Source organism: Streptomyces sp. NPDC101194, assembly GCF_044767885.1.
Taxonomy (GTDB): Bacteria; Actinomycetota; Actinomycetes; order Streptomycetales; family Streptomycetaceae; genus Streptomyces.
The window spans coordinates 1381337-1407763 of the sequence record NZ_JBIWOS010000001.1 but is presented as its reverse complement, the minus strand read 5'-3'; the positions used below and the strand labels follow the sequence as shown (position 1 = coordinate 1407763).

The window sequence follows — 26427 nt, the reverse complement described above, 5'->3', positions numbered from 1 at the left end:
TCTTGCCCCTGACGGCCCGAAAGCCCAAACGGAACCTGAATTCGCGGGCAAAGGGGTGCCGGGCCGGCTCCGGCGGCAACCGGCCGATCCCGCGCATCAGCTCACATCAGGGGCGTGAGGAAGCGGCGCAGGATCTCTTCGTAGTGGACCGGATCGGCATTCCACATCGCCGCATGCGGAGCCTGCGGTACGGCATGCAGCGCCACGAGTTCCGGGCGGCGGGCCGCGAGATCGCGGGAGGGCTGCCAGGGAGCCAGGGTGTCGTCCGGGCCGTGGAAGATCAGGGTCGGGGCACGCAGCGCCGGTGCGAGGGAGCCGTCCAGGAGCCGGGCACCGTGCAGCCCGGTCTGCCCCTGCGCGGCCCGGACGGCGAGCGGCAGCAACGCGGCGGGGACACCGCGGGCGACGGCCAGGGCGCGCAGCGTGGCGACCCAGTCCAGGACCGGCGAGTCGAGGACGAGACCGCCGATCCGGTCGCGCAGCGCGGAGTTGACGGCCGCGTGCAGCGCCATCGAGGCGCCGGTGGACCAGCCGTGCAGGACGACCTTCTCGGCCCCGTACCGCACGGCGAAACGGATCGCCGCGTCCAGGTCGCGCCATTCGGATTCGCCGAGATGGGCGAGGCCGTCGGGGGAACGCGGGGCCCCGGCGTCACCGCGGTAGGCGAGATCGAGCACGGGCAGGCGCAGATCGTGCAGGAACCCCATGACGTTCATGGGGTGTTCCCTGGTGGTCCCGAGGCCGTGCACGGTGATCACCCAGGTGTCGCGGGGGCCGGGCAGGAACCAGGCGGGCAGGGTGCCGAGTTCACCGGGGATCCCGACCTCCTCGTGGTCGAGGCCGAGGGCCGAGGAGGGGTCGCCGCTGTGCAGCTGCGGGGTGATCCGGACCTTGGTGCCGGGTTCCAGGCTGCCTCGGTCGACGCGTTCCAGTCTGCGGACGACGGTGTCGGGGGCGTGGTGGGCGTGTTCGATCACCGGGCCGACCACGGCGTGGAGGTCGTCGCCCACCAGTCCGTACGTACCGGGCCGCAGGGCGGCGAAGGAACGGGTCAGGGTGATCTGCCCGGCGGCCGTGGCGTGCACGGTGAGTCCGCGATCGGTGGGGAGCGGCCTTCCGGACGGCGCCCTGAGGGCGGCGTCGCTGGCGTACCGGCCGGCGGCGACCGCTGCCGCACCGACGCCGAGGATCGTGGTGACGGCTGCTGCCGTGACTGTTGCCGGGCGCACGGCTCCAGTGTCGTGGGGCGTTCCGCACCCTGCCAGCGGAAGAGGCCGTCCGGTGGCCCGGCAGGGGGCGGGACCGCCGGTTCAGCCCGGCTGTCCGTACCCCTTCAGCGCCTCCTGCACGTCGCGCAGCTGGGCCGTGGAGAGGAGGTTCGGGGTCCGACCGGGTACGGAGCTCGCGGCGAGCCAGAGCCGGCAGAGCCATTCCAGCTGGGCGGTCCGGTCGTACGCCTCTTCGAGGGTGGCTCCGTGGGTGACGGTCCCGTGGTTCTGGAGCAGGCAGCCCGTGCGGTCCCGCAGGGCGGCCAGCATGTTCTCGGCCAGTTCCTCGGTTCCGTAGCGCGCGTAGGCCGCGACCCGGACGGTGCCGCCGAGCACGGCGGCGGCGTAGTGGATCGGGGGCACCTCGGGGACGAGAGTGGAGACGGCCGTGGCATGCACCGCGTGGGTGTGCACGACAGCGGCGGCCTCACTGTTCCGGTAAACCGCGAGATGGAGCGGGAGTTCGCTGGTCGGGGCCAGTTTGCCGAGGACCTGGTTGCCCTCCGGATCGACGCCGACGGCGTCCTCGGGACCGAGCCTCTCGTACGGCACTCCGCTGGGGGTGACCAGGATCGTCCCGCCGACCCGGGCCGACACGTTTCCCGAGGTTCCCACGACGAGGCCGTCGGCGGCCGTCCTGCGGGCGGTGGCGACGACTGCGTCCCAGGCCCGTCCGATCGCGTCCCGCTGCTGATCGCTCATGCGGAGATCCTGTCAGCCCGGATGCCGAACGGACATGCGATCGATCACAGAAGTCACAAACCGGTGAAGTTCGCAAAAGGGGTGCCGGGGGCCGAAATCAGCCCCCTTGAGGCCCCTCCCCCGGCGCGCACGACACCGGGGAGGACAAACCGAGTGACCTGACTCCGTTTGCAGTCACCACAGTGCCCTTCCCAGTTCATCTTCCGTTCACCCAGGTTGCCTACGGTCCACGTGCCAATGACGTCGAACGATTGCCTGGGTAAATGGAACACATCACGCTGCTCCTCGCGATTGTGATCGTGACAGCTCTAGTGTTCGATTTCACGAACGGTTTCCACGACACCGCCAACGCGATGGCGACGACCATCTCGACCGGTGCGCTCAGACCGAAGACAGCGGTGGCCATGTCCGCCGTTCTCAACCTCGTCGGCGCGTTCCTGTCCGTGGAGGTCGCCAAGACGATCTCCGGCGGGATCATCAACGAGGACGGGCTGCGGACGGAGGTCATCTTCGCGGCACTCGTCGGCGCCATTCTCTGGAATCTGCTGACCTGGCTGGTCGGACTGCCGTCCAGCTCCTCGCACGCCCTGTTCGGCGGCCTGATCGGTGCCGCCGTGATGTCGGCGGGCTGGTCCTCGGTCAACGGCGGCACGGTCGTCACCAAGGTGCTGCTCCCCGCGGTCGCCGCCCCGATCGTCGCCGGCCTGGCCGCGCTGCTGGCCACCCGGCTGACGTACCGGATCGGCGGGAAGATCCGCAACGACGCCCAGGAGAAGGCCACCGCCAAGGGCTACCGCGCCGGTCAGATCGCCTCGGCCGGACTGGTCTCCCTCGCCCACGGCACCAACGACGCGCAGAAGACCATGGGCATCATCACCCTGGCCCTGGTCACCGGCGGCGTCCTGCACCCCGGCGCCAACCCGCCGGTCTGGGTCATCGTCGCGGCCGGTACGGCCATCGCGCTCGGCACCTATCTGGGCGGCTGGCGCATCATCCGCACCATGGGCAGCGGCCTCACCGACCTCAGGCCGCCGCAGGGCTTCGCCGCCCAGACCAGCGCGGCCACGGTCATCCTGGCCTCCTCGCACCTCGGCTTCTCCCTCTCCACCACCCAGTCCTGCTCCGGCGCCGTGATGGGCGCGGGCCTCGGCCGTCAGGGCGGTGTGGTCCGCTGGTCCACCGCCACCCGGATGTTCGTCGCCTGGGGTCTGACGCTGCCGGCCGCGGGCCTGGTCGGCGCGGGCGCGGAACTCCTCACCAAGCAGGGCACCTGGGGTGTCGTCGTCGTCGCGGCGCTGCTGGTCGCGGGCTCCGGCTCGATCTGGCTGGTGTCGCGCCGCAAGCCGGTCGGCCACGGCGATGTCGCGCCGGCGGACGGCGTGACCGAGCCCGCGGGCGTCGTCACCACGGCCATCGCCGCCGTCAGCCCGCCGCCCACCGCGGCCCAGGCGGCGACCCAGGACCTCAAGACCACCATTCCGGCCCCGGCCGGAACCCCCCAGGACCCGGCGCGACCCGCCACCGTCTAGGCCAGCCGTCTAAGGATTCAGCATGAAAATCGACTGGGCAGCCCTCGGCTCCGTATTCGGCGTCTCCCTCGTCGTCACCGTCGCGCTGGTGGGTCTCTTCACCCTGGGCATCGTCGGTCTCTCCAAGCAGCCCGAACCGGCGGCGCAGGGCGGCTCCGGCGGCTCCCTGCTGCTGGCCCGCGCCGGCGCGTACGTCTGCTTCGGGCTGTGCGCGGCGGCGGTCGCGTACGGGATCTATCTGATCGTCGCCTGAGCCCTCCCCCGCACACTCCCCCGACCGGGCCGGACACACCTCATGTGGCCGGCCCGGTCCGGCGTGCCCCGCCCGATGTGGGTCTCAGCACACTGCGCCGTCGCAGGTCAACGGCAGGTTGACGGGCGTTCGCGGAGCGTGGTGGACTGCCGGAGCCAATTACGGCGACAGCAGAGGAAGCCGGTGCGAATCCGGCGCGGTCCCGCCACTGTCACCGGGGAGCAGTCCCCCACACCGGAAGTCACGGCGCGCGCGAGCGGGCTGGAAGGCCGGGGGAACTGCGGATCCGGGAGCCAGGAGACTCTCGTCGCCGGTCACGTCGAACCAGGGCGCGGACCCTGAGTGAGGACATATCGCCATGCCTGGCTGCCGTGCGTCCGTTGCTGTGGCGCTCTCGTCGAGAGCCGCCTGTACGAAGGTCCTTCGAGGCGCGTCGGCCGGTTGAGCCGTGCGTGCCGATCGCATTTTCGCGTACGGCGCCACGGCCGGCCTGATCGGCGACCTGCTGCTCGGTGACCCCCGCAGGGGGCATCCGGTCGCCGCCTTCGGGCGGGCCGCGGCGGCTGTCGAACGCGGTCTGTGGCGCGACCACCGCGGGTGGGGCGCGCTGCACACCCTTGTCCTGGCCGGGGGCGCCGCGGGTGGAGCCGCGCTGATCACCCGTGCCCTGCGCGGCCGTCCCGCCGCCTCCGTCGCGCTGACCGCGGCCGCCACGTGGTCCGTCGTCGGGGGTACGTCCCTGGGGCGTGAGGCCCGGGCGATCGGCGGCGCCCTGGCCGCCGGTGACGTCGAGTCGGCCCGCGAGCGTCTGCCGCATCTGTGCGGACGCGACCCGTATTCGCTCGACGGACCGCAGATCGCCCGCGCCGTGGTGGAGTCCGTGGCCGAGAACACCTCGGACGCCGTGGTCGGCGCCCTGGTGTGGGGCGCGCTGGCCGGGGTGCCGGGGCTCGTCGGCTTCCGGGCCGTCAACACCCTCGACGCCATGGTCGGCCACAAGTCGCCCCGCCACCGGCGCTACGGCTGGGCCTCCGCCCGCCTCGACGACGTCGCGGGCTGGCCCGGTGCCCGGCTCACGGCCCTGCTCGCCGTGGCCGCCGGGGGGCGGCCGGGAGACGCGGTGCGGGCCTGGCGGGCCGACGCGGCCAAGCACCCGAGCCCCAACGCGGGCCCGGTGGAGGCCGCGTTCGCGGGCGCGCTCGGCGTGCGGCTCGGCGGGACCCTCGCGTACGGCGGGCGGGTCGAGCACCGCCCCGTCCTGGGCGGGGCGACGGGCCGGGCGGTGGAGACCGAGGACATCGAACGTGCGGTGCGGCTGTCGCGCCGGGTGAGCGCGCTCGCCCTGGGCGTGTGCGTGGCGGGACGGCTGGGCGCGAGCCTCGCCGCACGACGCGTCGCGGGGCGCCGGACCGCGGGAGCCGCCGCGGCGGTAACCCGGATCGCAGGACGGAGACGTACATGAGCGGCGGACTGCTGGTCGCCGGGACCACCTCGGACGCGGGCAAGAGCGTCGTCACCGCCGGCATCTGCCGCTGGCTGGTGCGCCAGGGCGTGAAGGTGGCGCCGTTCAAGGCGCAGAACATGTCGCTGAACTCGTTCGTCACCCGTGAGGGCGCCGAGATCGGGCGCGCCCAGGCCATGCAGGCCCAGGCCGCCCGGGTGGAGCCGTCCGCGCTGATGAACCCGGTCCTGCTCAAGCCCGGGGGCGACCGCTCCAGCCAGGTCGTCCTGATGGGCAGACCGGTGGGCGAGATGAGCGCACGCGGCTACCACGGGGGGCGGCAGGAAGCGCTCCTCTCCACGGTCGTGGACTGTCTGGAACGGCTTCGGGGCACGTACGACGCGGTGATCTGCGAGGGGGCGGGCAGTCCGGCCGAGATCAATCTGCGGCGCACGGACATCGTGAACATGGGCATCGCACGGGCGGCCCGCTTCCCGGTGGTGGTCGTCGGCGACATCGACCGCGGCGGCGTCTTCGCCTCCTTCTTCGGTACGACGGCGCTGCTCGACGCCGAGGACCAGTCGCTCATCGCCGGCTACCTCGTCAACAAGTTCCGCGGTGACGTGTCGCTGCTGGAGCCGGGCCTGGAGATGCTGCGCGGCATCACCGGACGACAGACCTATGGGGTGCTGCCCTTCGCCCACGGTCTCGGCATCGACGAGGAGGACGGTCTGCGGGTCTCGTTGCGCGGGACCGTCCGCGAATCGGTCGTCGCGCCGCCGCACGGCGACGACGTGCTGCGCGTCGCGGTGTGCGCCGTGCCCCTGATGTCGAACTTCACCGATGTGGACGCGCTGGCCGCCGAACCGGGCGTCGTCGTCCGGTTCGTGGACCGCGCCGAGGAACTGGCCGACGCCGACCTCGTCGTCGTGCCGGGCACCCGAGGCACCGTGAAGGCGCTGGCCTGGCTGCGCGAGCGCGGTCTCGCCGACGCCCTGGTCCGGCGTGCCGTCGAGGGCAGACCGGTCCTCGGCATCTGCGGCGGCTTCCAGATCCTCGGCGAACACATCGAGGACGAGGTCGAGTCACGGGCCGGGCACGTCGACGGCCTCGGCCTGCTGCCCGTACGCATCCGCTTCGACCGCGAGAAGACCCTCGCCCGCCCCTCGGGCGAGGCGCTCGGCGCCCCCGTGGAGGGGTACGAGATCCACCACGGCGTCGCCGACGTGCGCGGCGGGCAAGCATTCATGTCCGATGACCGAGGACGCAGCCTCGACGGCTGCCGGGTCGGTGCCGTGTGGGGCACCCACTGGCACGGCTCGCTGGAGAGCGACGAATTCCGCCGCCGCTTCCTGGCCGAGGTCGCACGGGCCGCCGGCCGGCGCTTCGTCCCCGCCCCCGACACCGCCTTCGCCACCCTGCGCGAGGAACAGCTCGACCGCCTCGGCGACCTCGTCGAAGAACACGCGGACACCGACGCGCTGCTCCGGCTCATCGAGTCGGGCGCGCCCTCGGGACTTCCCTTCATCGCCCCCGGAGCACCTGGAGCACGCGCATGAACGCCCCTACGAGCACCGTGCTGTTGCTGTCGACCGCCGACACGGACCTCCTCGCCGCCCGCGCCTCCGGCGCGCCGTACCGGATCGGCAACCCCACGCGCATCGACGTCCACGAGGAACTCCCCGCGCTGATCGAGGGTGCCGCCGTCGCCGTCGTCCGTCTCCTGGGCGGCAAACGCGCCTGGGAGGACGGGCTGGCCGTCCTCAAGGCGTCCGGTGTCCCCACCGTGCTGCTCGGCGGCGAGGCCGTGCCGGACGCGGAGCTGATGGCCGAGTCGTCCGTACCGGCCGGTGTCGTCGCAGAGGCCCTGCGCTACCTCGTGGAGGGCGGCCCCGGAAACCTCGTGGAGCTGGCCCGTTTCCTCTCCGACACCGTCCTGCTGACCGGTCACGGCTTCGCCGAGCCGCAGAAGATGCCCGAGTGGGGCCTGCACGGCGACCGCGCGTTCACCGAGGGCCGCCCGACCGTCGGCGTGCTCTTCTACCGGGCGCACCAGCTGTCCGGGAACACCTCGTTCGTGGACGTCCTCTGCGACGCGGTCGAGGCCCGTGGCGCCAACGCCCTGCCGGTGTACTGCGGTTCGCTGCGCGGCGCGGACGCCGGTCTCTACGAACTGCTCGGCAGGGCGGACGCCCTGGTCGCCACGGTCCTCGCGGCGGGCGGCACCCGCGCCTCGGACGCCTCCGCCGGGGGCGACGACGAGGCCTGGGACATCGGCGCGCTGGCCGATCTGGACGTCCCGGTGCTCCAGGGCCTGTGCCTGACCTCCTCGCGTGCCGCGTGGGAGGCGTCGGACGCCGCGCTCTCCCCCATGGACGCCGCGATGCAGGTCGCGATCCCGGAGTTCGACGGCCGGCTGATCACCGTCCCGTTCTCCTTCAAGGAGCAGGGACCCGACGACGTACCGGTGTACCGCGCCGACCCCGAGCGCGCCGCGCGTGTCGCCGGTGTCGCGGTGCGCCACGCCGTCCTCAAGCACAAGGCGAACGCGGAGAAGAAGCTCGCGCTCGTCTTCACCGCCTATCCGACCAAGCACTCCCGCGTCGGCAACGCCGTCGGCCTGGACACGCCCGCGTCGGCGGTACGGGTCCTGGACGCCCTGCGGAACGCCGGTTACGCGGTCGACGGCTACCCGGACAACGGCGACGAGCTCATCCACCGTCTGATCGAGGCGGGTGGGCACGACGTCGAGTGGTTGACCGAGGATCAGCTCGCGGCCGCCCCCGCGCGCGTGTCCCTCGCCGACTACCGGGCCTGGTTCGACACGCTGGAACCGGGGCTGCGCGACTCGATGCTGGAGCACTGGGGCGAGCCGCCGGGTTCGCTGTACGTGGACGGGGACGAGATCGTCCTCGCCTCGCTCCGGTTCGGGAACGTGGTGGTGCTGATCCAGCCGCCGCGCGGCTTCGGCGAGAACCCGATCGCGATCTACCACGACCCGGACATGCCGCCGTCGCACCACTACATGGCGACGTACCGCTGGCTGGAGGCCGCGGCATCGGAGGGGGGCTTCGGCGCGGACGCCGTCGTCCACATGGGCAAGCACGGAACGATGGAGTGGCTGCCGGGCAAGGGCCTCGGTCTGTCCGCCGGCTGCGGCCCCGACGCCGTGCTCGGCGAACTGCCGCTGATCTACCCGTTCATCGTCAACGACCCGGGCGAGGGCACCCAGGCCAAGCGACGCGGACACGCCACCGTGGTGGACCATCTGGTGCCGCCGATGGCGCGCGCCGACACCTACGGCGACCTGGCCAAGCTGGAGCAACTGCTCGACGAGTACGCGCTGGTCAGTGACCTCGACCCGGCCAAGGCACCCTCGGTGCGGGCGCAGATCTGGACGCTGGTGAAGGCCGCCGAGCTGCACCACGACCTCCATGTCGACGAACAGCCGGGCGACGACGACTTCGACTCGTTCGTCATGCACATCGACGGCTACCTCTGCGAGATCAAGGACGTCCAGATCCGCGACGGCCTGCACGTCCTCGGTGGCGGCCCGGTCGACGAGGCGCGGGTCAACCTGGTGCTGGCCGTGCTGCGCGCCTCCCAGGTGTGGGGCGGCACGGCGAACGCGCTGCCGGGACTGCGGGCCTCGATCGCCGGGCACTTCGGGCTCAGTGAGAAGGAGTTGCTGGCCGAGCCCGGCGCCGCGGTGAAGGTGCCGGTCGAGCTGACCGAGCTGGTCGACGGTCCGGCGCGCACCGGATCCGACGCGATCGATCTGCTGGAGCGGCTGTGCCGCCGGCTCGCGGAGGGCATGGAGGAGCGCGGCTGGGACATCGCCGCCGCCGCGGGGCTGGTACGGGACGTGCTGGGCTTCGAACTCCCGGATGCGGTCGCCGTACTGGGCTTCGCGTGCGAGGAGGTCGTGCCGCGGCTGGCCCGGACGACGGACGAGATCGACCACATCCTGCGGGCCCTGGACGGCGGCTTCGTACCGGCGGGTCCCTCGGGCTCCCCCACCCGCGGGCTCGTCAATGTGCTGCCGACGGGACGCAACTTCTACTCCGTGGACCCGAAGGCGATTCCGTCGCGGCTCTCGTGGGAGGTCGGTCAGTCGCTCGCCGACTCCCTGATCGCCCGGTATCTCGCCGACACGGGCGACTACCCGAGGTCGGTCGGCCTGACCGTGTGGGGCACCTCCGCCATGCGTACGCAGGGCGACGACATCGCGGAGATCCTGGCGCTGCTCGGCTGCCGGCCGGTGTGGGACGACGCCTCGCGGCGGGTGACCGGGTTCGAGGTCGTGCCGGTGAGCGAGCTGGGGCGCCCGCGCATCGACGTGACGGTGCGGATCTCCGGGTTCTTCCGCGACGCGTTCCCGCATGTGGTGGGGCTGATCGACGACGCGGTCCGGACGGTGGCGGAGCTGGACGAGCCGGCCGACGCCAACCATGTCCGGGCGCACGCGGACGAGGACACGGCGGTCCACGGCGACCGGCGGCGGGCCACGGCACGCATCTTCGGGTCCAAGCCGGGGGCGTACGGGGCGGGGCTGCTGCCGCTGATCGACGCACGGAACTGGCGCAGCGACGCGGACCTGGCCGAGGTGTACGCGGTCTGGGGCGGTTACGCCTACGGGCGCGGGCTCGACGGGCGGGCGGCGCGCGGCGACATGGAGACGGCGTTCCGGCGGATCGCGGTGGCGGCGAAGAACGTCGACACGCGCGAGCACGACCTGGTCGACGCGGACGACTACTTCCAGTACCACGGCGGCATGGTCGCCATGGTGCGGCATCTGACCGGCGAGTCGCCCGAGGCGTACGTCGGCGACAGCGCCACGCCCGACCAGGTGAAGACGCGCACTCTGGGCGAGGAGACGCACCGGGTGTTCCGGGCGCGGGTGGTGAACCCTCGATGGATGGCGGCCATGCGCCGACACGGGTACAAGGGCGCCTTCGAGATGGCCGCGACCGTGGACTACCTGTTCGGGTACGACGCCACGGCGGGAGTCGTGGACGACTGGATGTACGAGAGGCTGTCGGCGGAGTACGTCTTCGACGAGACCAACCGGGACTTCATGAAGAAGTCCAACCCCTGGGCGCTGCGCGGGATTTCGGAGCGTCTGCTGGAAGCGGCCGAGCGGGGCCTGTGGGCCGAGCCGGACGCAGAGACGCTGGAGCGGCTGCGGGCCACGTATCTGGAGCTCGAAGGCGATCTGGAGGGGGACGAGTGAGCGGTCCGTCCACGCCTGTCCACCGGGGGCTCCGCCGCCGGACATCCGCCCGCCGGACGCCGGCGGGGCTGACACCCCGCCGTACCCCCAAGGAGGCATCGTGAGTGCGCCGTACCCCTTCACCGCTCTCGTCGGACAGGACGATCTCCGGCTCGGGCTGCTGCTGAACGCGGTCTCTCCCGCCGTCGGCGGAGTGCTGGTGCGCGGCGAGAAGGGCACCGCCAAGTCCACGGCCGTGCGCGCCCTCGCCGCACTCATGCCGGAGGTCTCCGTCGTCTCCGGCTGCCGGTTCTCGTGCGATCCCGCGTCGCCCGATCCGGCGTGTCCCGACGGCCCCCACGAACCCGGGACGGGCGTGTCGCGGAACGCGCGCACGGTCGAACTGCCCGTCGGCGCGTCCGAGGACCGGCTCGTCGGCGCGCTCGACATCGAGCGGGCGCTCGCCGAGGGCGTGAAGGCGTTCGAGCCGGGGCTGCTCGCCGACGCGCATCGCGGGATTCTCTACGTCGACGAGGTCAATCTCCTCCACGACCATCTCGTGGACCTGCTGCTGGACGCGGCCGCCATGGGCGCCTCGTACGTGGAGCGCGAAGGTGTCTCCGTACGGCACGCAGCACGTTTCCTGCTCGTCGGGACGATGAACCCCGAAGAGGGGGAACTGCGACCGCAGTTGCTCGACCGGTTCGGGCTGACCGTCGAGGTCGCCGCGTCCCGCGAGACCGATCAGCGGGTCGAGGTCGTGCGGCGGCGCCTGGCGTACGACGACGATCCGGCGGGGTTCGCCGCCCTGTGGGCCGACGAGGAGGGCGCGTTGCGCGCCCGGATCGTCGCCGCGCGGGCCCTGCTCCCCGAAGTGCGCCTCGGAGACGGGGCGTTGCGGCAGATCGCGGCCACCTGCGCGGCCTTCGAGGTCGACGGGATGCGCGCGGACATCGTGATGGCCCGGACCGCCACGGCGCTGGCCGCCTGGGCGGGCCGTACGGATGTGCTGGCCGAGGACGTGCGGCAGGCCGCTCTGCTCGCGCTCCCGCACCGGCGTCGGCGCAACCCCTTCGACGCGCCGGGCCTGGACGAGGACAAGCTCGACGACACGCTGGAGCAGAACAGCGGCGAGGACGACGACCCGGATCCGGACGGCCCCGGTGGCGGCGGCCGTCCCCCGCGGGGCGACGGGCCCGACACGCCGCCGCAGCCCGAGGGCGAGGCCGGCGACACGCCCGCGCAGTCCGTGCCCGAGCAGGGGCAGGGGCAGGGGCAGCAGTCTTCCGGCGGCGGTGAGCAGCAGCCCGTACGCGCCGCCGAGCCGTTCCGCACGAAGATGCTGAGCGTGCCCGGTCTGGGCGAGGGTGCGGCGGGGCGGCGGTCCCGGGCGCGTACCGAGCACGGCCGCACGACCGGCGCGCGGCGTCCGCAGGGCACCCTGACCAAGCTGCATCTGGCGGCGACCGTGCAGGCCGCCGCCCCGCATCAGCGGGCACGTGGGCGGTCGGGGCGCGGACTGGTGGTCCGGCGGGACGATCTGCGGCAGGCGACGCGGGAGGGGCGCGAGGGGAACCTCGTGCTGTTCGTGGTGGACGCCTCCGGGTCGATGGCCGCCCGGCAGCGGATGAGCGCCGTGAAGGGTGCGGTCCTTTCGCTGCTGCTGGACGCGTATCAGCGGCGGGACAAGGTCGGGCTCATCACCTTCCGGGGCAAGGGCGCCGAGGTGGTACTGCCCCCGACGTCGTCGGTGGACGCGGCCGCGGCGCGGCTGGAGATGCTGCCGACCGGGGGACGCACCCCCGTGGCGGCCGGGCTGTTGAAGGCCCATGACGTGCTGCGCGTGGAGCGGCTGCGTGATCCGTCGCGGCGGCCATTGCTGGTCGTGGTGACCGACGGCCGGGCGACCGGGGGGCCCGAGCCGGTGGCGCTGGCGTCACGGGCGGCGCGGCTGCACGGGGCCGAGGGCACCGCCTGCGTCGTCGTGGACTGCGAGTCGGGGCCCGTACGGCTCGGTCTCGCGGGAAGCCTCGCGCGCGATCTGGGGGGCACCGCCGTCACGCTCGACGAACTGCGGGCCGACTCGATCGCCGGGCTCGTCAAGGACGTTCAGGGAACCAGCAGGAGGGCCGCGTAATGCCGCAGGGACAGCCGACCACCGTGCCGGACGACGGGCTCACCACCCGTCAGCGCCGCAACCGCCCGCTGCTGGTGGTGCACACCGGCATCGGGAAGGGCAAGTCGACGGCGGCCTTCGGGCTGGCCCTGCGCGCCTGGAATCAGGGGTGGCCGATCGGCGTCTTCCAGTTCGTCAAGTCGGCGAAGTGGAAGGTCGGCGAGGAGAACGCGCTGAAGGTCCTCGGGGCCAGCGGCGAGGGCGGGTCCGTCACCTGGCACAAGATGGGCGAGGGCTGGTCGTGGGTGCAGCGCGACGAGCAGTTCGACAACGAGGAGGCGGCGCGCGAGGGCTGGGAGCAGGTCAAGCGCGACCTGGCCGCCGAGACGTACCGGCTCTACGTCCTCGACGAGTTCGCGTACCCGATGCACTGGGGCTGGGTCGACACCGACGAGGTGATCGAGGTGCTGCAAAACCGCCCCGGTACGCAGCATGTGGTCATCACCGGGCGCAACGCGCCCGAGAAGCTGGTGGCGGCCGCCGACCTGGTGACCGACATGTCGAAGGTCAAGCACCCGATGGACGCCGGTCAGAAGGGTCAGCGGGGCATCGAATGGTGAGGAACCCGCGGTGAACGTTCCGCGTCTGGTGATCGCCGCGCCCTCCTCGGGGAGCGGCAAGACCACCGTGGCCACCGGGCTGATGGCGGCCTTCGCGGGCCGGGGTCTCGCCGTGTCCGCGCACAAGGTCGGGCCCGACTACATCGATCCCGGGTACCACGCGCTGGCCACGGGACGCCCGGGGCGCAATCTCGACGCGTACATGTGCGGGCCCGAGCTGATCGCCCCGCTGTTCGCGCACGGGGCGCTGGGCTGCGACCTGGCGGTCGTCGAAGGTGTGATGGGGCTGTACGACGGGGCGTCGGGGGAAGGCGAGCTGGCGTCCACCGCCCAGGTCGCGAAGCTGCTGCGGGCGCCCGTGGTGCTGGTCGTCGACGCGTCGTCGCAGTCGCGGTCCGTGGCCGCGCTGGTGCACGGCTTCGCCTCGTGGGATCCGCAGGTGCGGATCGGCGGGGTGATCCTGAACAAGGTCGGCTCCCCGCGGCACGAGGCGCTGTTGCGGGAAGCGTTGGACGAGTCGGGCGTGCCGGTGCTGGGTGTGCTGCGGCGGACGGAGCGGGTGGCCGTGCCGTCGCGGCATCTGGGGCTGGTGCCGGTGGCCGAGCGACGGGCCGACGCGTCGGCCGCCGTGGCTGCGATGGCGGACCGGGTGCGGGCGGGGTGCGACCTGGACGCGCTCATGGCGTTGGCCCGGTCGGCGCCCGGGGTGCCGGGCGAGGTGTGGGACGCGGCCGGGGCGGTGGCCGGGTGCGGCGGGCCCGTTGCCGGGGCCGGAAGGGTCGCCGTCGCGGCCGGGCCCGCGTTCACGTTCTCCTACGCCGAGCACACCGAGCTGCTCGCGGCCGCCGGGGCCGAGGTCGTGCCGTTCGATCCGTTGCGGGACGAGGCGTTGCCCGAGGGCACTCGGGGGCTGGTCGTCGGTGGCGGATTTCCGGAGGTGTACGCGTCGGAGCTGTCCGCCAACGAGGCGCTGCGCAAGGCCGTTGTCGAGCTGGTGGAGTCCGGGGCTCCGGTGGCTGCCGAGTGTGCGGGGCTGCTGTATCTGGCGCGGTCGCTCGACGGGCTGCCGATGTGCGGGGTCCTCGATGCCCGGGGGCGGATGTCCGAACGGCTGACGCTCGGCTACCGGGAGGCCGTGGCGGTCTCCGACAGCGTGCTGGCGGCGCCCGGGACGCGCGTGCGCGGGCACGAGTTCCACCGGACCGTGCTGGAGCCGGGCGCCGGGGCCGAACCGGCGTGGGGTCTGCATCGGCCGGAGCGCCGGGTGGAGGGGTTCGTACAGCAGGGCGTGCATGCGAGTTATCTGCATACGCACGGGGCTTCGGCGCCCGGTATGGCCCACCGATTCGTTGAGAGGTGCAAGGGATGAACCACGGTCACGGTACGAGCAGGCTGGTCGGCGTCGGTGTCGGGCCCGGTGACCCGGAGCTGGTGACCGTCAAGGGCGTGAACGCGCTGCGTGACGCGGCGGTCGTCGTCGTGCCGGTGATGGACACCGGTGAGCGGGGGCGCGCCGAGGCGACCGTGCTGCACTACGTGTCGGCCGACAAGGTCGTGCGGGTGGTGTTCGCGCTGAACGAGCGGACGGACCGGGCGCGCCGGGAAGCGGCGTGGGACGCGGCGGGCGAGCGGGTCGCGGAGCTGTTGCGTACGCACGGCTCGGTGGCGTTCGCGACGATCGGCGACCCCAATGTGTACTCGACGTTCACGTACCTCGCTCAGACGATCGGTCGGTTGCTGCCGGGGACGGGCGTGGAGACCGTGCCGGGGATCACCGCCATGCAGGATCTGGCCGCCCGCAGCGGTGCGGTGCTGACGGAGGGTACGGAGCCGTTGACGCTGGTGCCGGTGACCGCCGGGGCCGCGGTCCTCAAGGAGGCCCTCGAGGGTCCGGGCACGGTCGTCGCGTACAAGTTCGGGCGACTGGCCGCGGAGGTGGCCACGGCGCTGCGGGAGACGGGGCGCGCCGAGGACGCGGTGTGGGGTTCGGCGCTCGGGCTGCCCGAGGAGTCGATACGACCGGCGGCGGAGCTGGACGAGGGGCCGTTGCCGTATCTGTCGACGCTGATCGCGCCCGCGCCGCGCGACGGCGGGCGGGGCGGGAAATTGTGAGGCGCCGGGGCCCGGCGCGGTGGTCAGTCCGCGATGCCCACCACCAGCCAGATGAAGCCCACCCCCACCACGGTGCACAGCAGCGTGGAGCGGGCCGGGTGTGCGTGGTGTGCCTCGGGCAGGATCTCGGCGGCGGCGAGGTAGAGCAGTACACCGCCGAAGAAGCCGAGATAGCCGCCGAGCACTTCCTCCGGAAGGATGAACAGCAGCGTCGTCGCCGCGCCCACGAGCGGTGCCAGGGCGTCCGCGAACAGCATGAACACGGCCTTGCGGCGGGCGTTCCCGTACAGGCTGGTGACCGTGTAGGTGTTGAAGCCGTCGGCGAAGTCGTGCGTGACGACGGCGAGGGCGACGGCGGCTCCCATTCCGGCACCCACCTGGAAGGCCGCACCGAGCGCGACACCGTCCATCAGGCTGTGGCCGACCATCGCCGCCGCTGCCGTGAGTCCGAGCTGCGGGACCCTGCCCTCGCCCGCGCCGTGTGCCGCCCGGCGTACGGCGAGCAGACGCTCCACCAGATGGGCGGCCAGGAAGCCGGCCACGAACAGCAGCAGGGCCGCCGGGACACCGAAGACCGGATCGCCCGCGGCACCGATCGCTTCCGGCAGCAGGTCCAGACCGACCACGCCGAGCATCAGCCCGCCGGCGAAGCCGAGCACCAGGTGGCGGCGGTCGGTGACGCGTTGGGCGACCCAGCCGCCGGCCAGGGTCATCAGGAACGCGCCGAGCGCGACGAACACCGCCATGGGCTCTTGCTAGCCGATCGACCCCGGTGCGCGCATCTCACCGCGCCCTGACGTACGTTCCTCCCTTCTGTCCGCTTTTCCCGTTTCCCTTTTCCCGAAAGGACCCCGCCCCATGTCCGAAGCAGTCGACGCAGCCGGCCCGGTCGCCGCGCCCACCCACGGCAGAGTGACGTTCGTCGGTGCCGGCCCCGGCGCCGCCGATCTGCTGACCTTCCGGGCGGCGCGGGCCATCGCGGACGCCGACATCGTCATCTGGGCGGCGAGCCTGGTGCAGGCGGAAGTTCTGGAGCACGCCCGGGAGGGCGCGGAGATCCTCGACTCGGCGCAGATGTCGCTGGAGCAGGTCGTCGCCGTCTACGAGCGCGCGGCGGCCGAGGGGCTGAAGGTGGCCCGCATCCACTCCGGCGATCCGGCGCTGTGGGGCGGCACGCAGGAACAGGTCGACCGGTGTGCCGGCCTGGGGGTCGCGGTCGAGATCGTGCCGGGGGTGTCGTCGTTCTCCGCCGTCGCGGCGATCGCGCAGCGGGAGCTGACGATTCCGGAGGTCGCGCAGTCCGTGATCCTGACCCGGCTCGGTGGCGGCAAGACGCCGATGCCGCCGGGCGAGGAAGTACGGGAATTCGCGCGCCACGGCACGACGATGGCGCTGTTCCTGTCGGCCGCCCGGTCCGGCCAGCTCACCCAGGAGCTGCTGGAGGGCGGCTATCCGACGTCGACGCCGGTCGTGATCGCGTACCAGGCGACCTGGCCGGAGGAGCTGATACTGCACTGCACGATCGGGACCCTGGAGGAAACGGTCAAGGAGCACAAGCTCTGGAAGCACACCCTCTTCCTGGTCGGCCCGGCGCTTTCGGCTTCGGGGACACGCTCGCACCTCTACCATCCGGGGCACTTCCACGGCTTCCGCAGGGCCGACAAGGCGGCGCGGGCCGAACTGCGCGCCCAGCGGTCCGGCTCGTGATCCGGGTCTTCGGCACGGGGACGGGCGAGCCGCTCGGTTCCGACGCCCGGGACGCGCTGGCCGCGGCCACGTTGGTGGTCGGCGCCCGGCGTCATCTGGAGGCCGCGGGGCTGCCGGCGCAGGTCGAGCGCATCGTGCTCGGCCCACTGGCGCCCGCGCTCGACCGGATCGCGGAGCATGCGCACGGGGGCGGGGCGCGGGTGATCGTGCTGGCCTCCGGCGACCCCGGATTCTTCGGGATCGTACGGGCGCTGGCCGAGCGTTTCGGGGCGAGCGCCCTCGATGTGCGGCCGGGTGCGCCGTCCGTCGCGGTCGCGTTCGCCCGGCTCGGGCTGGCCTGGGACGACGCGGTCGTGGTCAGTGCGCACGGCCGTGACCCGCGCACCGCGGTGAACGCGTGTCTGGCGCACCCGAAGGTGGCCGTCCTGACCGGGCCCGGCACCGGGCCCGCGGAGCTGGCGGCCGGGCTGGTGAACAGGGCGAAGGGGCGCACCCTGGTCGTGGCGACGGCGCTGGGCGATCCGGAGCGGGAGCGTATCGAGCGGCTGACCCCTGCCGAGGCGGTGGCCCGCGACTGGCCGGATCCGGTGAGTGTGGTGCTGTGTCTGGACGAGTCCCGGGCGCTCTCCCCGGTACGGACCGTCGCGGGGCCGCCCGCGGGGCCCGGCCGGTGGGCGCTGGACGAGACGGAGTTCGAGCACCGCGACTCGATGATCACCAAGTTCGAGGTGCGGGCGCTGGCGCTGGCCCGGCTGGGGCCGCGCTCCGGTGACCGGGTGTGGGACATCGGTGCGGGTTCGGGTTCGGTCGCGGTGGAGTGCGCGCGGCTCGGCGCGGCCGCCGTCGCCGTGGAGAAGACCTCGGACGGGGTCGAGCGGATCAGGGCGAACGCGGCCGCGCACGCGGTGTACGTGCATGCGGTGCACGGCTCCGCGCCCGCCGTGCTCGACGGTCTGGGGGGCGACCCGGACGCGGTGTTCATCGGGGGCGGCGGGCGTGAGCTGCCCGCCATCGTGACGGCGTGCGCCCGGCGGGCGCGGCGCTCGGTGGTGGTGGCGCTGGCGGCACTGGACCGGGTGCCCGACGTGCGTGCGGCGCTGGCCGGTGCCGGGCTCGTGCCCGAGGGCGTGCTGCTGCAGTCGTCCCGGCTGGCGCCGCTGCCCGGTGAGGTGACGCGGCTCGCCGCGACCAACCCGGTCTTTCTGCTGTGGGGCACCCGCCCCGCGGTCCGTGCAAGTGAAGGAGCAACCCAGTGATCGGCCTGATCTCCGCCACGGCGGCGGGCACCGTCGCCCGCGACCGGCTGGCCGCGGCCTGGCCCGGCCGCACCGTGGTCTACGAGGGACCGGTGCGCGAGGCCGTGCAGCGGGCGTTCGCCGAGTGCGAGCAGCTGGTGTGCTTCCTGGCGACGGGGGCCGTGGTGCGGCTGCTCGCGCCGCTGTTGACGGAGAAGTCCTCGGACCCGGGTGTCGTCTGTGTCGACGAGGCGGGACGCCATGCGGTCGCGCTGCTCGGCGGGCACGGCGGCGGGGCGAACGCGCTGGCCGGGGAGGTCGGTGAGGTACTCGGCGCGGCGCCGGTCGTGACGACGGCGACGGACGCGGCAGGCGTGCCGGGGCTGGACATGCTGGGCCTGCCCGTGGAGGGCGATGTGGCGGGGGTGTCGCGCGCGATGCTCGACGGGGCGGGGGTGGAGCTGCGTGCTGATGCGGTGTGGCCGCTGCCCCCGTTGCCGGCGAATGTCTCCCCCGGCGCCGGGGGTGGTGCGGTGCTGCGTGTCACCGACCGGATCGTGGAACTCGGGGCGCGGACCGCTGTGTTGCGGCCCGCGTCACTCGCCGTCGGGGTCGGCGCGTCCAAGGACGCGCCGGCCGAGGAGGTCGTCGGGCTGATCCGGGACGCTTTGCGCGAGGCCGGGCTGTCCCCGCTGAGCATCGCGGAGTTGGTGACGGTCGACGCGAAGTCGGACGAACCGGGGATCGTCGCCGCGGCCTCGCAGTTCGGCGTTCCGCTGCGGACGTACGCCGCCGACGAGTTGGCCCGTATCGAGGTGCCGCATCCGTCCGGCGCGCCGCTCGCCGCCGTCGGAACGCCCTCCGTCGCGGAGGCCGCCGCACTCGCCGAGGGGGGCGAACTCCTCGTACCGAAGCGGAAGTCGAACCCCGCGGGGCGGGCCGCGATGGCCACCTGCGCGGTGGTGCGCCGGGCCCCGCGCGGGCGCCTGGCCGTCGTCGGTCTCGGCCCCGGCGCGCGTGATCTGCTGACGCCGCGCGCCCGTGAGGAGCTGCGGCGGGCCTCGGTGCTGGTCGGGCTCGACCAGTACGTCGACCAGATCCGGGACCTGCTGCGGCCCGGCACCACGGTCCTGGAGTCGGGGCTGGGCGCCGAGGAGGAACGGGCCCGCACCGCGGTCGCCGAGGCGCGCAGGGGGCATGCGGTGGCCCTGATCGGCAGCGGTGACGCGGGCGTGTACGCGATGGCGTCGCCCGCGCTCGCCGAGGCCGGCGCCGACATCGACGTGGTGGGTGTGCCGGGTGTGACGGCCGCGCTGGCCGCCGCCGCGATCCTCGGCGCCCCGTTGGGCCACGACCATGTGTCGATCAGCCTCTCCGATCTGCACACGCCGTGGGAGGTCATCGAGCGCCGGGTACGGGCCGCGGCCGAGGCCGACATCATCGTGACGTTCTACAACCCGCGCAGCCGGGGCCGTGACTGGCAGCTCCCGAAGGCCCTGTCGATCCTGGCCGCGCACCGGGAGGCGGCCACTCCGGTCGGTGTCGTGCGCAACGCCTCGCGCCCCGACGAGAGCAGCCGGGTGACCTCGCTGGCGGCTCTGGACCCGGCGACGGTGGACATGATGACGGTCGTGACGGTCGGCAACACCGCCACCCGGGAGATCGCCGGCCGCATGGTGACGCCGCGCGGCTACCGCTGGCAGTCGGCCACCGCGGCCCCCGCACAGGAGGGAGCCGAGTGAACCGGCCCTGGGAGAGAACGGTCCACCCCATCGAGCAGGAGTCGTACCGGCGGCTGCGCGCCCGCCTGGACACCTCGCACTTCCCCCCGCTGACCCGGGCTGTCGTGGAGCGGGTCATCCACTCCGCGGCGGATCCGGCGTACGCGACGGACCTGGTCTGCGACGAGGCGTCGCTCGTCGTCGCGCACGCGGCGCTGCACGCCGGCGCTCCGGTCGTCACCGACGTGGAGATGGTCGCGGCGGGCATCACCCGCCGCGAGACCGTGTGCCGTCTGAAGGAGGCCAGGTCCGGTCCCGGGCTGACCCGTTCGGCACATGCGATCCGGCTCGCGTACGAGCAGGTCGGGCCCGGCGCGATCTGGGTGATCGGCAACGCGCCGACCGCGCTGGAGGAACTGCTCGTCCTCGACGCCGCGCCCGCGCTCGTCATCGGGCTGCCGGTCGGTTTCGTCGGCGCGACCGAGTCGAAGGCGGCGCTGCGCGACAGCGGCCTGCCCGCCGTGAGCAACGTGTCCGAGAAGGGTGGCTCGGCGGTCGCCGCCGCCGCCCTGAACGCCCTGCTGTACCACCCCGTACCCCCCACGAACACCGAGGAGAACCTGTGACCACCGCGTCCACCCAGCCCGCACTGCTCATCGCCGGCCATGGCACCAGGGACGAGGGCGGGGCCGCGGCGTTCCGTGACTTCGTGACCGAACTGGGCGAGCGCCACCCCGGGCTGCCCGTGGCGGGCGGGTTCATCGAGCTGTCCCCGCCGCCGCTCGGCGAAGCCGTGACCGAACTGGTCGAGCGCGGTGTGCGGCGGTTCGCCGCCGTGCCGCTGATGCTGGTGTCGGCCGGGCACGCCAAGGGGGACATTCCGGCGGCGCTGGCCCGTGAGAAGGAGCGCCACCCCGGTATCACGTACACCTACGGCCGCCCGCTCGGCCCGCACCCCACGCTGCTGCGGGTGCTGGAGCGCCGGGTCGACGCGGTGCTCGGCGACGTCGACCGGTCCGAGGTGACGGTGCTGCTGGTGGGGCGTGGTTCGACGGACCCGGACGCCAACGCCGAGGTGTACAAGGCGGCGCGGCTGTTCTGGGAGGGCCGGGGTTACGCGGGGGTGGAGACGGCGTTCGTCTCGCTCGCGGCGCCCGACGTACCGTCCGGTCTCGACCGTTGCGTGAAGCTGGGTGCCGGGCGCATAGTCGTTCTGCCGTACTTCCTCTTCACCGGCATCCTGCCGGACCGGGTGCGTCGTCAGACCGAGGAGTGGGCAGCCGCCCACCCGGCGGCGGACGTCCGCTCGGCCGAGGTCATCGGTGGTGCCGAGGAACTGTACGACCTGGTCATGGAGCGCTATCGGGAGGCAGTCGAGGGCGATCTGCGGATGAACTGCGACTCTTGCGTGTACCGGATCGCGCTGCCGGGCTTCGAGGACAAGGTGGGGCTGCCGCAGCAGCCGCACTTCCACCCCGACGACGACGGCCACCATCACCACCACTCCCACGGCGGTCATGCACACTCCCACTGAAAGTCCCGACGCGACAGGCGCGGGCGCGCACGATCTGCGGCACCACGGTGACGCGGAAGTACGGGGACGGGGACGGGATCTGACCGATCTCGCCGTCAACGTACGGGCGGACACGCCCCCGGCCTGGCTGAGGGCGCGGATAGCCGCTTCGCTGGGCACGCTCGCCGCCTACCCGGACGGGGGTCCGGCGCGGGCGGCGGTCGCGGCCCGGCACGGGCTTCCGACGGAGCGGGTGCTCCTGACGGCGGGGGCGGCGGAGGCGTTCGTGCTGATCGCACGGGCGTTGCCGGCCCGCCGTCCGGTCGTGGTCCATCCGCAGTTCACCGAGCCGGAGTCGGCGCTGCGCGCCGCCGGGCACGAGGTGCGGCGGGTACTGCTGCCGGCCGAGGACGGCTTCCGGCTGGATCCGGCGGCCGTGCCCGAGGACGCGGATCTGGTGGTGGTCGGCAATCCGACCAACCCCACGTCGGTCCTGCATCCGGCGGCCGTGCTGGAGCAACTGGCGCGTCCCGGGCGGACGCTGGTCGTCGACGAGGCGTTCATGGACGCGGTGCCGGGCGAGCGCGAGGCGCTGTGCGGGCGTACGGACGTCCCCGGGCTCGTGGTGCTGCGCAGCCTCACCAAGACCTGGGGGCTCGCGGGACTGCGGATCGGCTATGTACTGGCCGCCCCGGAGACGATCCGCGCGCTGGCACAGGCGCAGCCGTTGTGGCCGGTGTCGGCTCCTGCGCTGGCTGCGGCCGAGGCGTGCGTGGAGCCGCGGGCCCTGGCCGAGGCGGCTGCCGCGGCGGAACGGATCGCGGTGGACCGGGCCCATCTGGTCGCGGGGCTGAGGGAGTTCACCGAAGTGCGGGTGGCCGAACCGGCCGAGGCGCCGTTCGTGCTGGTCCGGCTGGAAGGGGCTGGCGAGGTACGGGAGCGGTTGCGGGCACTGGGGTTCGCGGCGCGGCGTGGAGATACGTTTCCGGGGCTCGGTCCGCAGTGGCTGCGGCTGGCGGTACGCGACCGCGCGACGACCAATCGCTTCCTGCAGGCGCTCGACCAGGCGCTGCAGACGCTGACCGCGGTCACGCGCTGAGCGAACGGCCCGCGGGGGCGGCGTTCCGTCACGCGAACGCCGCCCCCGCCCCCCCTGGCCCGCGGCCACCCCCTCGGGCCCCGGGCCCCGAGCCGAGCGGCTCAGTCCTGGGCGCGCCGCCTGGCCACGACCATCGCACCGGCGCCCGCAGCCAGCAGCAGGGCCGCGCCACCCGCGATGTACGGGGTCGCCGAACTGCCGCCCGTCTCCGCGAGGTTGGAATCGACAGCATGCCCGGTGCCGGTCTGGGGCTTCACATCGCCGCCCGTGCCGCCGCCGCTGCCGGAGGTGTTCGCGCCACCGGTCCCGCCGTTGCCGGAGCCGCCACTGGTCGAACCGCCGTTGCCGGAGCCGCCGTCACTGGAGCCACCGCCGGTCGAACCACCGTTGCCGGAGCCGCCGTTGGCACCGCCACCCGGCCCCGTCCCCTTCGGCGTCTCGCAGGTCGCCTCGGCGAGCGTGACCTCGCCCTGCACATCGGCGACATTGAGCTTGAGCGGATTGACGGAGACCTTCAGCCGGAGCGCTGCCGCCGCGGCGGTGCGCGAGGTGGTGTGTGTCTTCGACAGGTCGAGGGTCACCTCTCCGACACCCGGCACCTTCACCTCCGTGGTGCCGCCCGCTGTGAGGCTGATCCGCTTGCCGAGGATCGTCACGTGCCCGAGCACGTTCGACTCGGCGACCGGCTTCCTGCCCACCTCGCAGACCGCCTTGGAGGTGACCTGCTCGACCTCGATCAGCGGGAGCAGCGGCAGTCCGGGCAGATGGACCCGGGCCTTCGCCACATTGCTGTACCCCTCGGCCCGGTGCTTGCCGACGGTGGCCCTCGCGGTGGCCACATCGGCGCTCAGGACGCTGAACGGCCGTCCGTCGTCCACCCCGTCGAGCCGGACGCTCAGCGCGGTCCGGTCGGCGCTGGCGGGCGCCTGCACCTCGTTGAGCGTGGCCTTGAGCGGCACATCGATCGTCTTGTTCAGGAGCGAGACGTCGAGTGCGGTACGGAGCACGACCGCGTTCGCCTTCCCGTCGCCGGTGGTCGTGGTGGTCGCGGCGGTGGCGTGCGCCGGGGCGGCGGCCAGCAGGGCGACGGGAGCGACGGCGACCGCCAGGGCGGCCAGGCGGAAGGTGTTGCTGTTCAAGATGGTGGAACCCCCACATGAGACATGGAGCCACCGGCGCCGTCCAATGGGGGACATCGCGGGCACCGGTGACCTCGACCCCGAAAGCTTTACGCACGGAGGGTGAACTGGCAGACACCTGACGTGAGTTCACCCCAAAGGGGGGTTTTCGCGTCTGTATTCGAATATCTCGGTACGTTCGTTCCTCGCAGTCACCCGATCCGCCGAGCGTGGAGGGCTCGGAGGCCGACTGCGCCGGAGTGCGCGCGAAAATGGTTCAACGACACGACAGGGACGCGGTAACTGCCTGTCAACGCGACGCCCCGGCCCGCAGCGGCCCGGCGATCCGCCGCTCAGCCGATCACCCGCCCGTTCAGCACCACCCGTCGCGGCGCCGCCAGCACCCGTACGTCCGCCCGCGGATCCTCGTCGTACACCACCAGGTCCGCCGGGGCGCCCTCCTCCAGCACCGGCCGCCCGAGCCACCGACGCGCGCCCCAGGTGGTCGCGGACAGCGCGTCCAGGGCCGGGATGCCCGCCTTCACCAGCTCGGCGACCTCGTCCGCCACCAGCCCGTGGGCGAGCACCCCGCCCGCGTCGGTCCCGACGAAGACCGGAATCCCGGCGTCGTACGCGGCGCGCACCGTGTCGTAGCGCCGCTCGTGCAGCCGTCGCATATGGGCCGCCCAGCGGGGGAACTTGGCGTCGCCGTTCGCCGCGAGAGACGGGAACGTGGCGATGTTCACCAGGGTCGGGACGATGGCGACACCGCGTTCGGCGAAGAGCGGAATGGTGTCCTCGGTGAGCCCGGTGGCGTGCTCGATGCAGTCGATGCCGGCCTCGACGAGATCGCGCAGCGAGTCCTCGGCGAAGCAGTGCGCGGTGACCCGGGCACCGAGCCGGTGCGCCTCGGCGATGGCCGCCCCGACCGCCTCACGCGGCCAGAGGGCGGTCAGGTCGCCCACCTCCCGGTCGATCCAGTCGCCGACCAGCTTCACCCAGCCGTCGCCGCGGCGCGCCTCCTGCGCGACGTACGCGACCAGCTCGTCGGGCTCGATCTCGTAGGCGTAGTTCCGGGTGTACCTGCGGGGCCTGGCGATGTGACGGCCGGCCCTGATGATCTTCGGCAGGTCCTCCCGGTCGTCGATCCACCGGGTGTCGGCCGGCGAACCCGCGTCCCGCAGCAGCAGCGCGCCCGCCTCCCGGTCGGCCAGGGCCTGCTTCTCGCTGGTGGCCGCGTCGACGGCGCCGTGGTGGTCGAGCCCGACGTGGCAGTGCGCGTCGACCAGGCCCGGCAGCGCCCAGCCGGTGACGGTCACCGCGTCGTCCGCGCCGGCCGGCCTCCCGTACGAGATCCGTCCGTCGACGGCCCAGAGCTCGTCCCGGACGTCCTCGGGACCGACGAGCACCCGCCCCTTCACGTGCAGCACCCGCGGTGCCGTGTGATCACTCATGAGCAGCACTGTACGAGGCGGCGTCCGGCCCCCTGGGTACGCTTCGACGGAAACCCCGTCCGTACGCGGCACCCGCGCCGCGCCGACCCGATCCGAAGAGAGCACCACCGTGACGCACCCCTTCCTCGACCTCGCCCCGCTCACCGCCGCGCACTTCGCGGCCATCGAGAAGCGGGTGGCCGGCCTTCTCGCCACCGAGCAGGACGTCGTCATCATGCAGGGCGAGGCGCTGCTCCCCCTCGAAGGCTGCATCCGGGGCGGCGCCCGACCCGGCTCGACCGCGCTGAACGTCGTCACCGGCCCGTACGGGCAGACCTTCGGGAACTGGCTGCGGGACTGCGGTGCCAATGTGGTCGATCTGGCGGTTCCGTTCCACACGGCGGTCACCGCCGACCAGGTCGCACGAGCGCTGGCCGAGCACCCGGAGATCGACTTCGTCTCCCTGGTGCACGCCGAGGCGGCGACGGGCAACACCAATCCGGTCGCCGAGATCGGCGAGGTGGTCCGTTCGCACGGGGCGCTGTTCATGCTGGACGCCGTCGCCTCGGTGGGCGCCGAACCGCTGCTGCCGGACGTGTGGGGCGTCGACCTCTGTGTGATCGGCGCGCAGAAGGCGATGGGCGGTCCGGCCGGGGTCTCGGCGGTGTCGGTGAGCGAACGGGCCTGGGAGCGGATCGCCGCCAACCCCGAGGCTCCGCGCCGCTCGTACCTCTCGCTCCTGGACTGGAAGGAGCGCTGGATCGACGGCGGCCGCATGGCGCTGCTGCACGCCCCCGCCCAGCTGGAGATGCTGGCCCTGGAGGCCTGTGTGGAGCGGATCGAGGCCGAGGGTCTGGACGCGCTGATGGCCCGGCACGCCTCGGCCGCCGCGGCGACCCGCGCCGGCGTGGTGGCGCTGGGCGGCGGGCTGTCGCCCTACGTGCACGAGGCGAAGGAGGCGGCACCGGTCGCGACCACGCTGCGCGCCCCCGCGGGGGTCGACGCCGCGGAACTGGTCGCGCGGGCGCTCGCGGCCGACCCGTCGCTGCCGCTGATCGCGGGCGGCGGGGCGCTGTCCAAGGAGATGATCCGCGTCAATCACTACGGTGTGGATGCGACGCGGGGCGCGGTGCGTTCCTCGCTCGCGGCTCTGGGGGCGGCGCTGGCCGATGCGGGCCGGCAGGTCGACTTCGAAGCTGCCCGCAAGGCCGTTTCGGAAACCTGGCCGAGCGAGTAGATCCACTCCGGGACATAAATAATCCACAAATGCGGGGAGCTGCTTTATTCAGAGCAGCTCCCCGCATTCTTCTGCCCGCTTTCCCGATCCCTAAACACCCGAGTTTCCTGA

General features: G+C 73.1%; 20 protein-coding genes, 1 pseudogene and 1 riboswitch. Of the genes and pseudogenes, 16 read left to right on the top strand and 5 right to left on the bottom strand.

Annotated features, from left to right (window positions below; translation table 11 throughout):
• Positions 1-101: 101 nt before the first annotated feature.
• Positions 102-1229, bottom strand: coding sequence for an alpha/beta hydrolase (locus tag ACIRP2_RS06260; protein ID WP_404247005.1), 1128 nt, complete (start codon positions 1227-1229; stop codon positions 102-104).
• A gap of 81 nt (positions 1230-1310) precedes the next feature.
• Positions 1311-1970 carry a class II aldolase/adducin family protein gene (locus ACIRP2_RS06255; RefSeq protein WP_404247003.1) on the bottom strand — a complete coding sequence of 220 codons (660 nt, stop codon included), beginning with the start codon at positions 1968-1970 and terminating at the stop codon, positions 1311-1313.
• 263 nt (positions 1971-2233) lie between these two features.
• On the opposite strand from ACIRP2_RS06255, the gene ACIRP2_RS06250 reads away from it, so the two are divergent.
• The 9 genes from ACIRP2_RS06250 to cobI all read left to right on the top strand — a co-directional run bounded on the left by ACIRP2_RS06250 (position 2234) and on the right by cobI (position 15253).
• Positions 2234-3499 carry an anion permease gene (locus ACIRP2_RS06250; RefSeq protein WP_404247001.1) on the top strand — a complete coding sequence of 422 codons (1266 nt, stop codon included), beginning with the start codon at positions 2234-2236 and terminating at the stop codon, positions 3497-3499.
• Positions 3500-3521: 22 nt separating this feature from the next.
• Positions 3522-3752, top strand: a complete 231-nt coding sequence (locus tag ACIRP2_RS06245) for a hypothetical protein (RefSeq protein WP_404246999.1) — start codon at positions 3522-3524, stop codon at positions 3750-3752.
• A gap of 172 nt (positions 3753-3924) precedes the next feature.
• Positions 3925-4056, top strand: a riboswitch (cobalamin riboswitch).
• Between the two features lie 144 nt (positions 4057-4200).
• On the top strand, positions 4201-5214 hold the full coding sequence (locus ACIRP2_RS06240; RefSeq protein WP_404246997.1) for a cobalamin biosynthesis protein: 1014 nt from the start codon (positions 4201-4203) through the stop codon (positions 5212-5214).
• Positions 5211-6752 (top strand): cobyric acid synthase, encoded by a 1542-nt coding sequence (locus ACIRP2_RS06235; RefSeq protein ID WP_404246995.1) that lies wholly within the window; start codon positions 5211-5213, stop codon positions 6750-6752. Before ACIRP2_RS06240 ends, ACIRP2_RS06235 begins: the two co-directional genes overlap by 4 nt.
• Positions 6749-10426, top strand: coding sequence for a cobaltochelatase subunit CobN (gene cobN, locus ACIRP2_RS06230; RefSeq protein ID WP_404246993.1), 3678 nt, complete (start codon positions 6749-6751; stop codon positions 10424-10426). Before ACIRP2_RS06235 ends, cobN begins: the two co-directional genes overlap by 4 nt.
• 100 nt (positions 10427-10526) lie before the next feature.
• Positions 10527-12542: a putative cobaltochelatase gene (locus ACIRP2_RS06225; RefSeq protein ID WP_404246991.1), complete on the top strand. Its 2016-nt coding sequence runs from the start codon at positions 10527-10529 to the stop codon at positions 12540-12542.
• Positions 12542-13141, top strand: a complete 600-nt coding sequence (gene cobO, locus ACIRP2_RS06220) for a cob(I)yrinic acid a,c-diamide adenosyltransferase (RefSeq protein WP_404246989.1) — start codon at positions 12542-12544, stop codon at positions 13139-13141. Before ACIRP2_RS06225 ends, cobO begins: the two co-directional genes overlap by 1 nt.
• Before the next feature lie 10 nt (positions 13142-13151).
• Positions 13152-14510: a cobyrinate a,c-diamide synthase gene (locus tag ACIRP2_RS06215; RefSeq protein ID WP_404246987.1), complete on the top strand. Its 1359-nt coding sequence runs from the start codon at positions 13152-13154 to the stop codon at positions 14508-14510.
• Positions 14507-15253 carry a precorrin-2 C(20)-methyltransferase gene (gene cobI / locus ACIRP2_RS06210; protein WP_404246985.1) on the top strand — a complete coding sequence of 249 codons (747 nt, stop codon included), beginning with the start codon at positions 14507-14509 and terminating at the stop codon, positions 15251-15253. Before ACIRP2_RS06215 ends, cobI begins: the two co-directional genes overlap by 4 nt.
• A 23-nt stretch (positions 15254-15276) precedes the next feature.
• Here cobI and ACIRP2_RS06205 read toward each other — a convergent pair whose 3' ends face one another.
• Positions 15277-15999: a ZIP family metal transporter gene (locus tag ACIRP2_RS06205; RefSeq protein ID WP_404246983.1), complete on the bottom strand. Its 723-nt coding sequence runs from the start codon at positions 15997-15999 to the stop codon at positions 15277-15279.
• Positions 16000-16111: 112 nt separating this feature from the next.
• Here ACIRP2_RS06205 and cobM point away from each other — a divergent pair, with 112 nt between their 5' ends.
• The 6 genes and pseudogenes from cobM to cobC form a co-directional block, all read left to right on the top strand.
• Positions 16112-16960, top strand: a complete 849-nt coding sequence (cobM, locus tag ACIRP2_RS06200) for a precorrin-4 C(11)-methyltransferase (RefSeq protein ID WP_404246981.1) — start codon at positions 16112-16114, stop codon at positions 16958-16960.
• A complete protein-coding gene (gene cbiE / locus ACIRP2_RS06195) occupies positions 16957-18216 on the top strand; it encodes a precorrin-6y C5,15-methyltransferase (decarboxylating) subunit CbiE (RefSeq protein ID WP_404246979.1) in 1260 nt (419 codons plus the stop codon). The genes cobM and cbiE overlap by 4 nt, the downstream gene beginning before the upstream one ends.
• Positions 18213-19937 carry a precorrin-3B C(17)-methyltransferase gene (gene cobJ / locus ACIRP2_RS06190; RefSeq protein ID WP_404246977.1) on the top strand — a complete coding sequence of 575 codons (1725 nt, stop codon included), beginning with the start codon at positions 18213-18215 and terminating at the stop codon, positions 19935-19937. Before cbiE ends, cobJ begins: the two co-directional genes overlap by 4 nt.
• Positions 19934-20542 carry a precorrin-8X methylmutase gene (locus ACIRP2_RS06185; RefSeq protein WP_404246975.1) on the top strand — a complete coding sequence of 203 codons (609 nt, stop codon included), beginning with the start codon at positions 19934-19936 and terminating at the stop codon, positions 20540-20542. The genes cobJ and ACIRP2_RS06185 overlap by 4 nt, the downstream gene beginning before the upstream one ends.
• On the top strand, positions 20539-21450 hold the full coding sequence (locus ACIRP2_RS06180) for a sirohydrochlorin chelatase (RefSeq protein WP_404246973.1): 912 nt from the start codon (positions 20539-20541) through the stop codon (positions 21448-21450). The genes ACIRP2_RS06185 and ACIRP2_RS06180 overlap by 4 nt, the downstream gene beginning before the upstream one ends.
• Positions 21380-22528: pseudogene (cobC, locus tag ACIRP2_RS06175) on the top strand (Rv2231c family pyridoxal phosphate-dependent protein CobC); the annotation flags it as partial. The gene ACIRP2_RS06180 and the pseudogene cobC, both read left to right, overlap by 71 nt.
• 101 nt (positions 22529-22629) lie before the next feature.
• On the opposite strand, the gene ACIRP2_RS06170 reads toward cobC, so the two are convergent.
• Both ACIRP2_RS06170 and ACIRP2_RS06165 read right to left on the bottom strand, forming a co-directional pair.
• Complete coding sequence (locus ACIRP2_RS06170) at positions 22630-23667, bottom strand: SCO1860 family LAETG-anchored protein (RefSeq protein WP_404246971.1); 1038 nt, start codon at positions 23665-23667, stop codon at positions 22630-22632.
• Between the two features lie 332 nt (positions 23668-23999).
• On the bottom strand, positions 24000-25076 hold the full coding sequence (locus ACIRP2_RS06165; protein WP_404247201.1) for an amidohydrolase family protein: 1077 nt from the start codon (positions 25074-25076) through the stop codon (positions 24000-24002).
• Positions 25077-25209: 133 nt separating this feature from the next.
• On the opposite strand from ACIRP2_RS06165, the gene ACIRP2_RS06160 reads away from it, so the two are divergent.
• Positions 25210-26316 carry a pyridoxal-phosphate-dependent aminotransferase family protein gene (locus ACIRP2_RS06160; RefSeq protein ID WP_404246969.1) on the top strand — a complete coding sequence of 369 codons (1107 nt, stop codon included), beginning with the start codon at positions 25210-25212 and terminating at the stop codon, positions 26314-26316.
• The last annotated feature ends 111 nt before the right edge of the window (positions 26317-26427 follow it).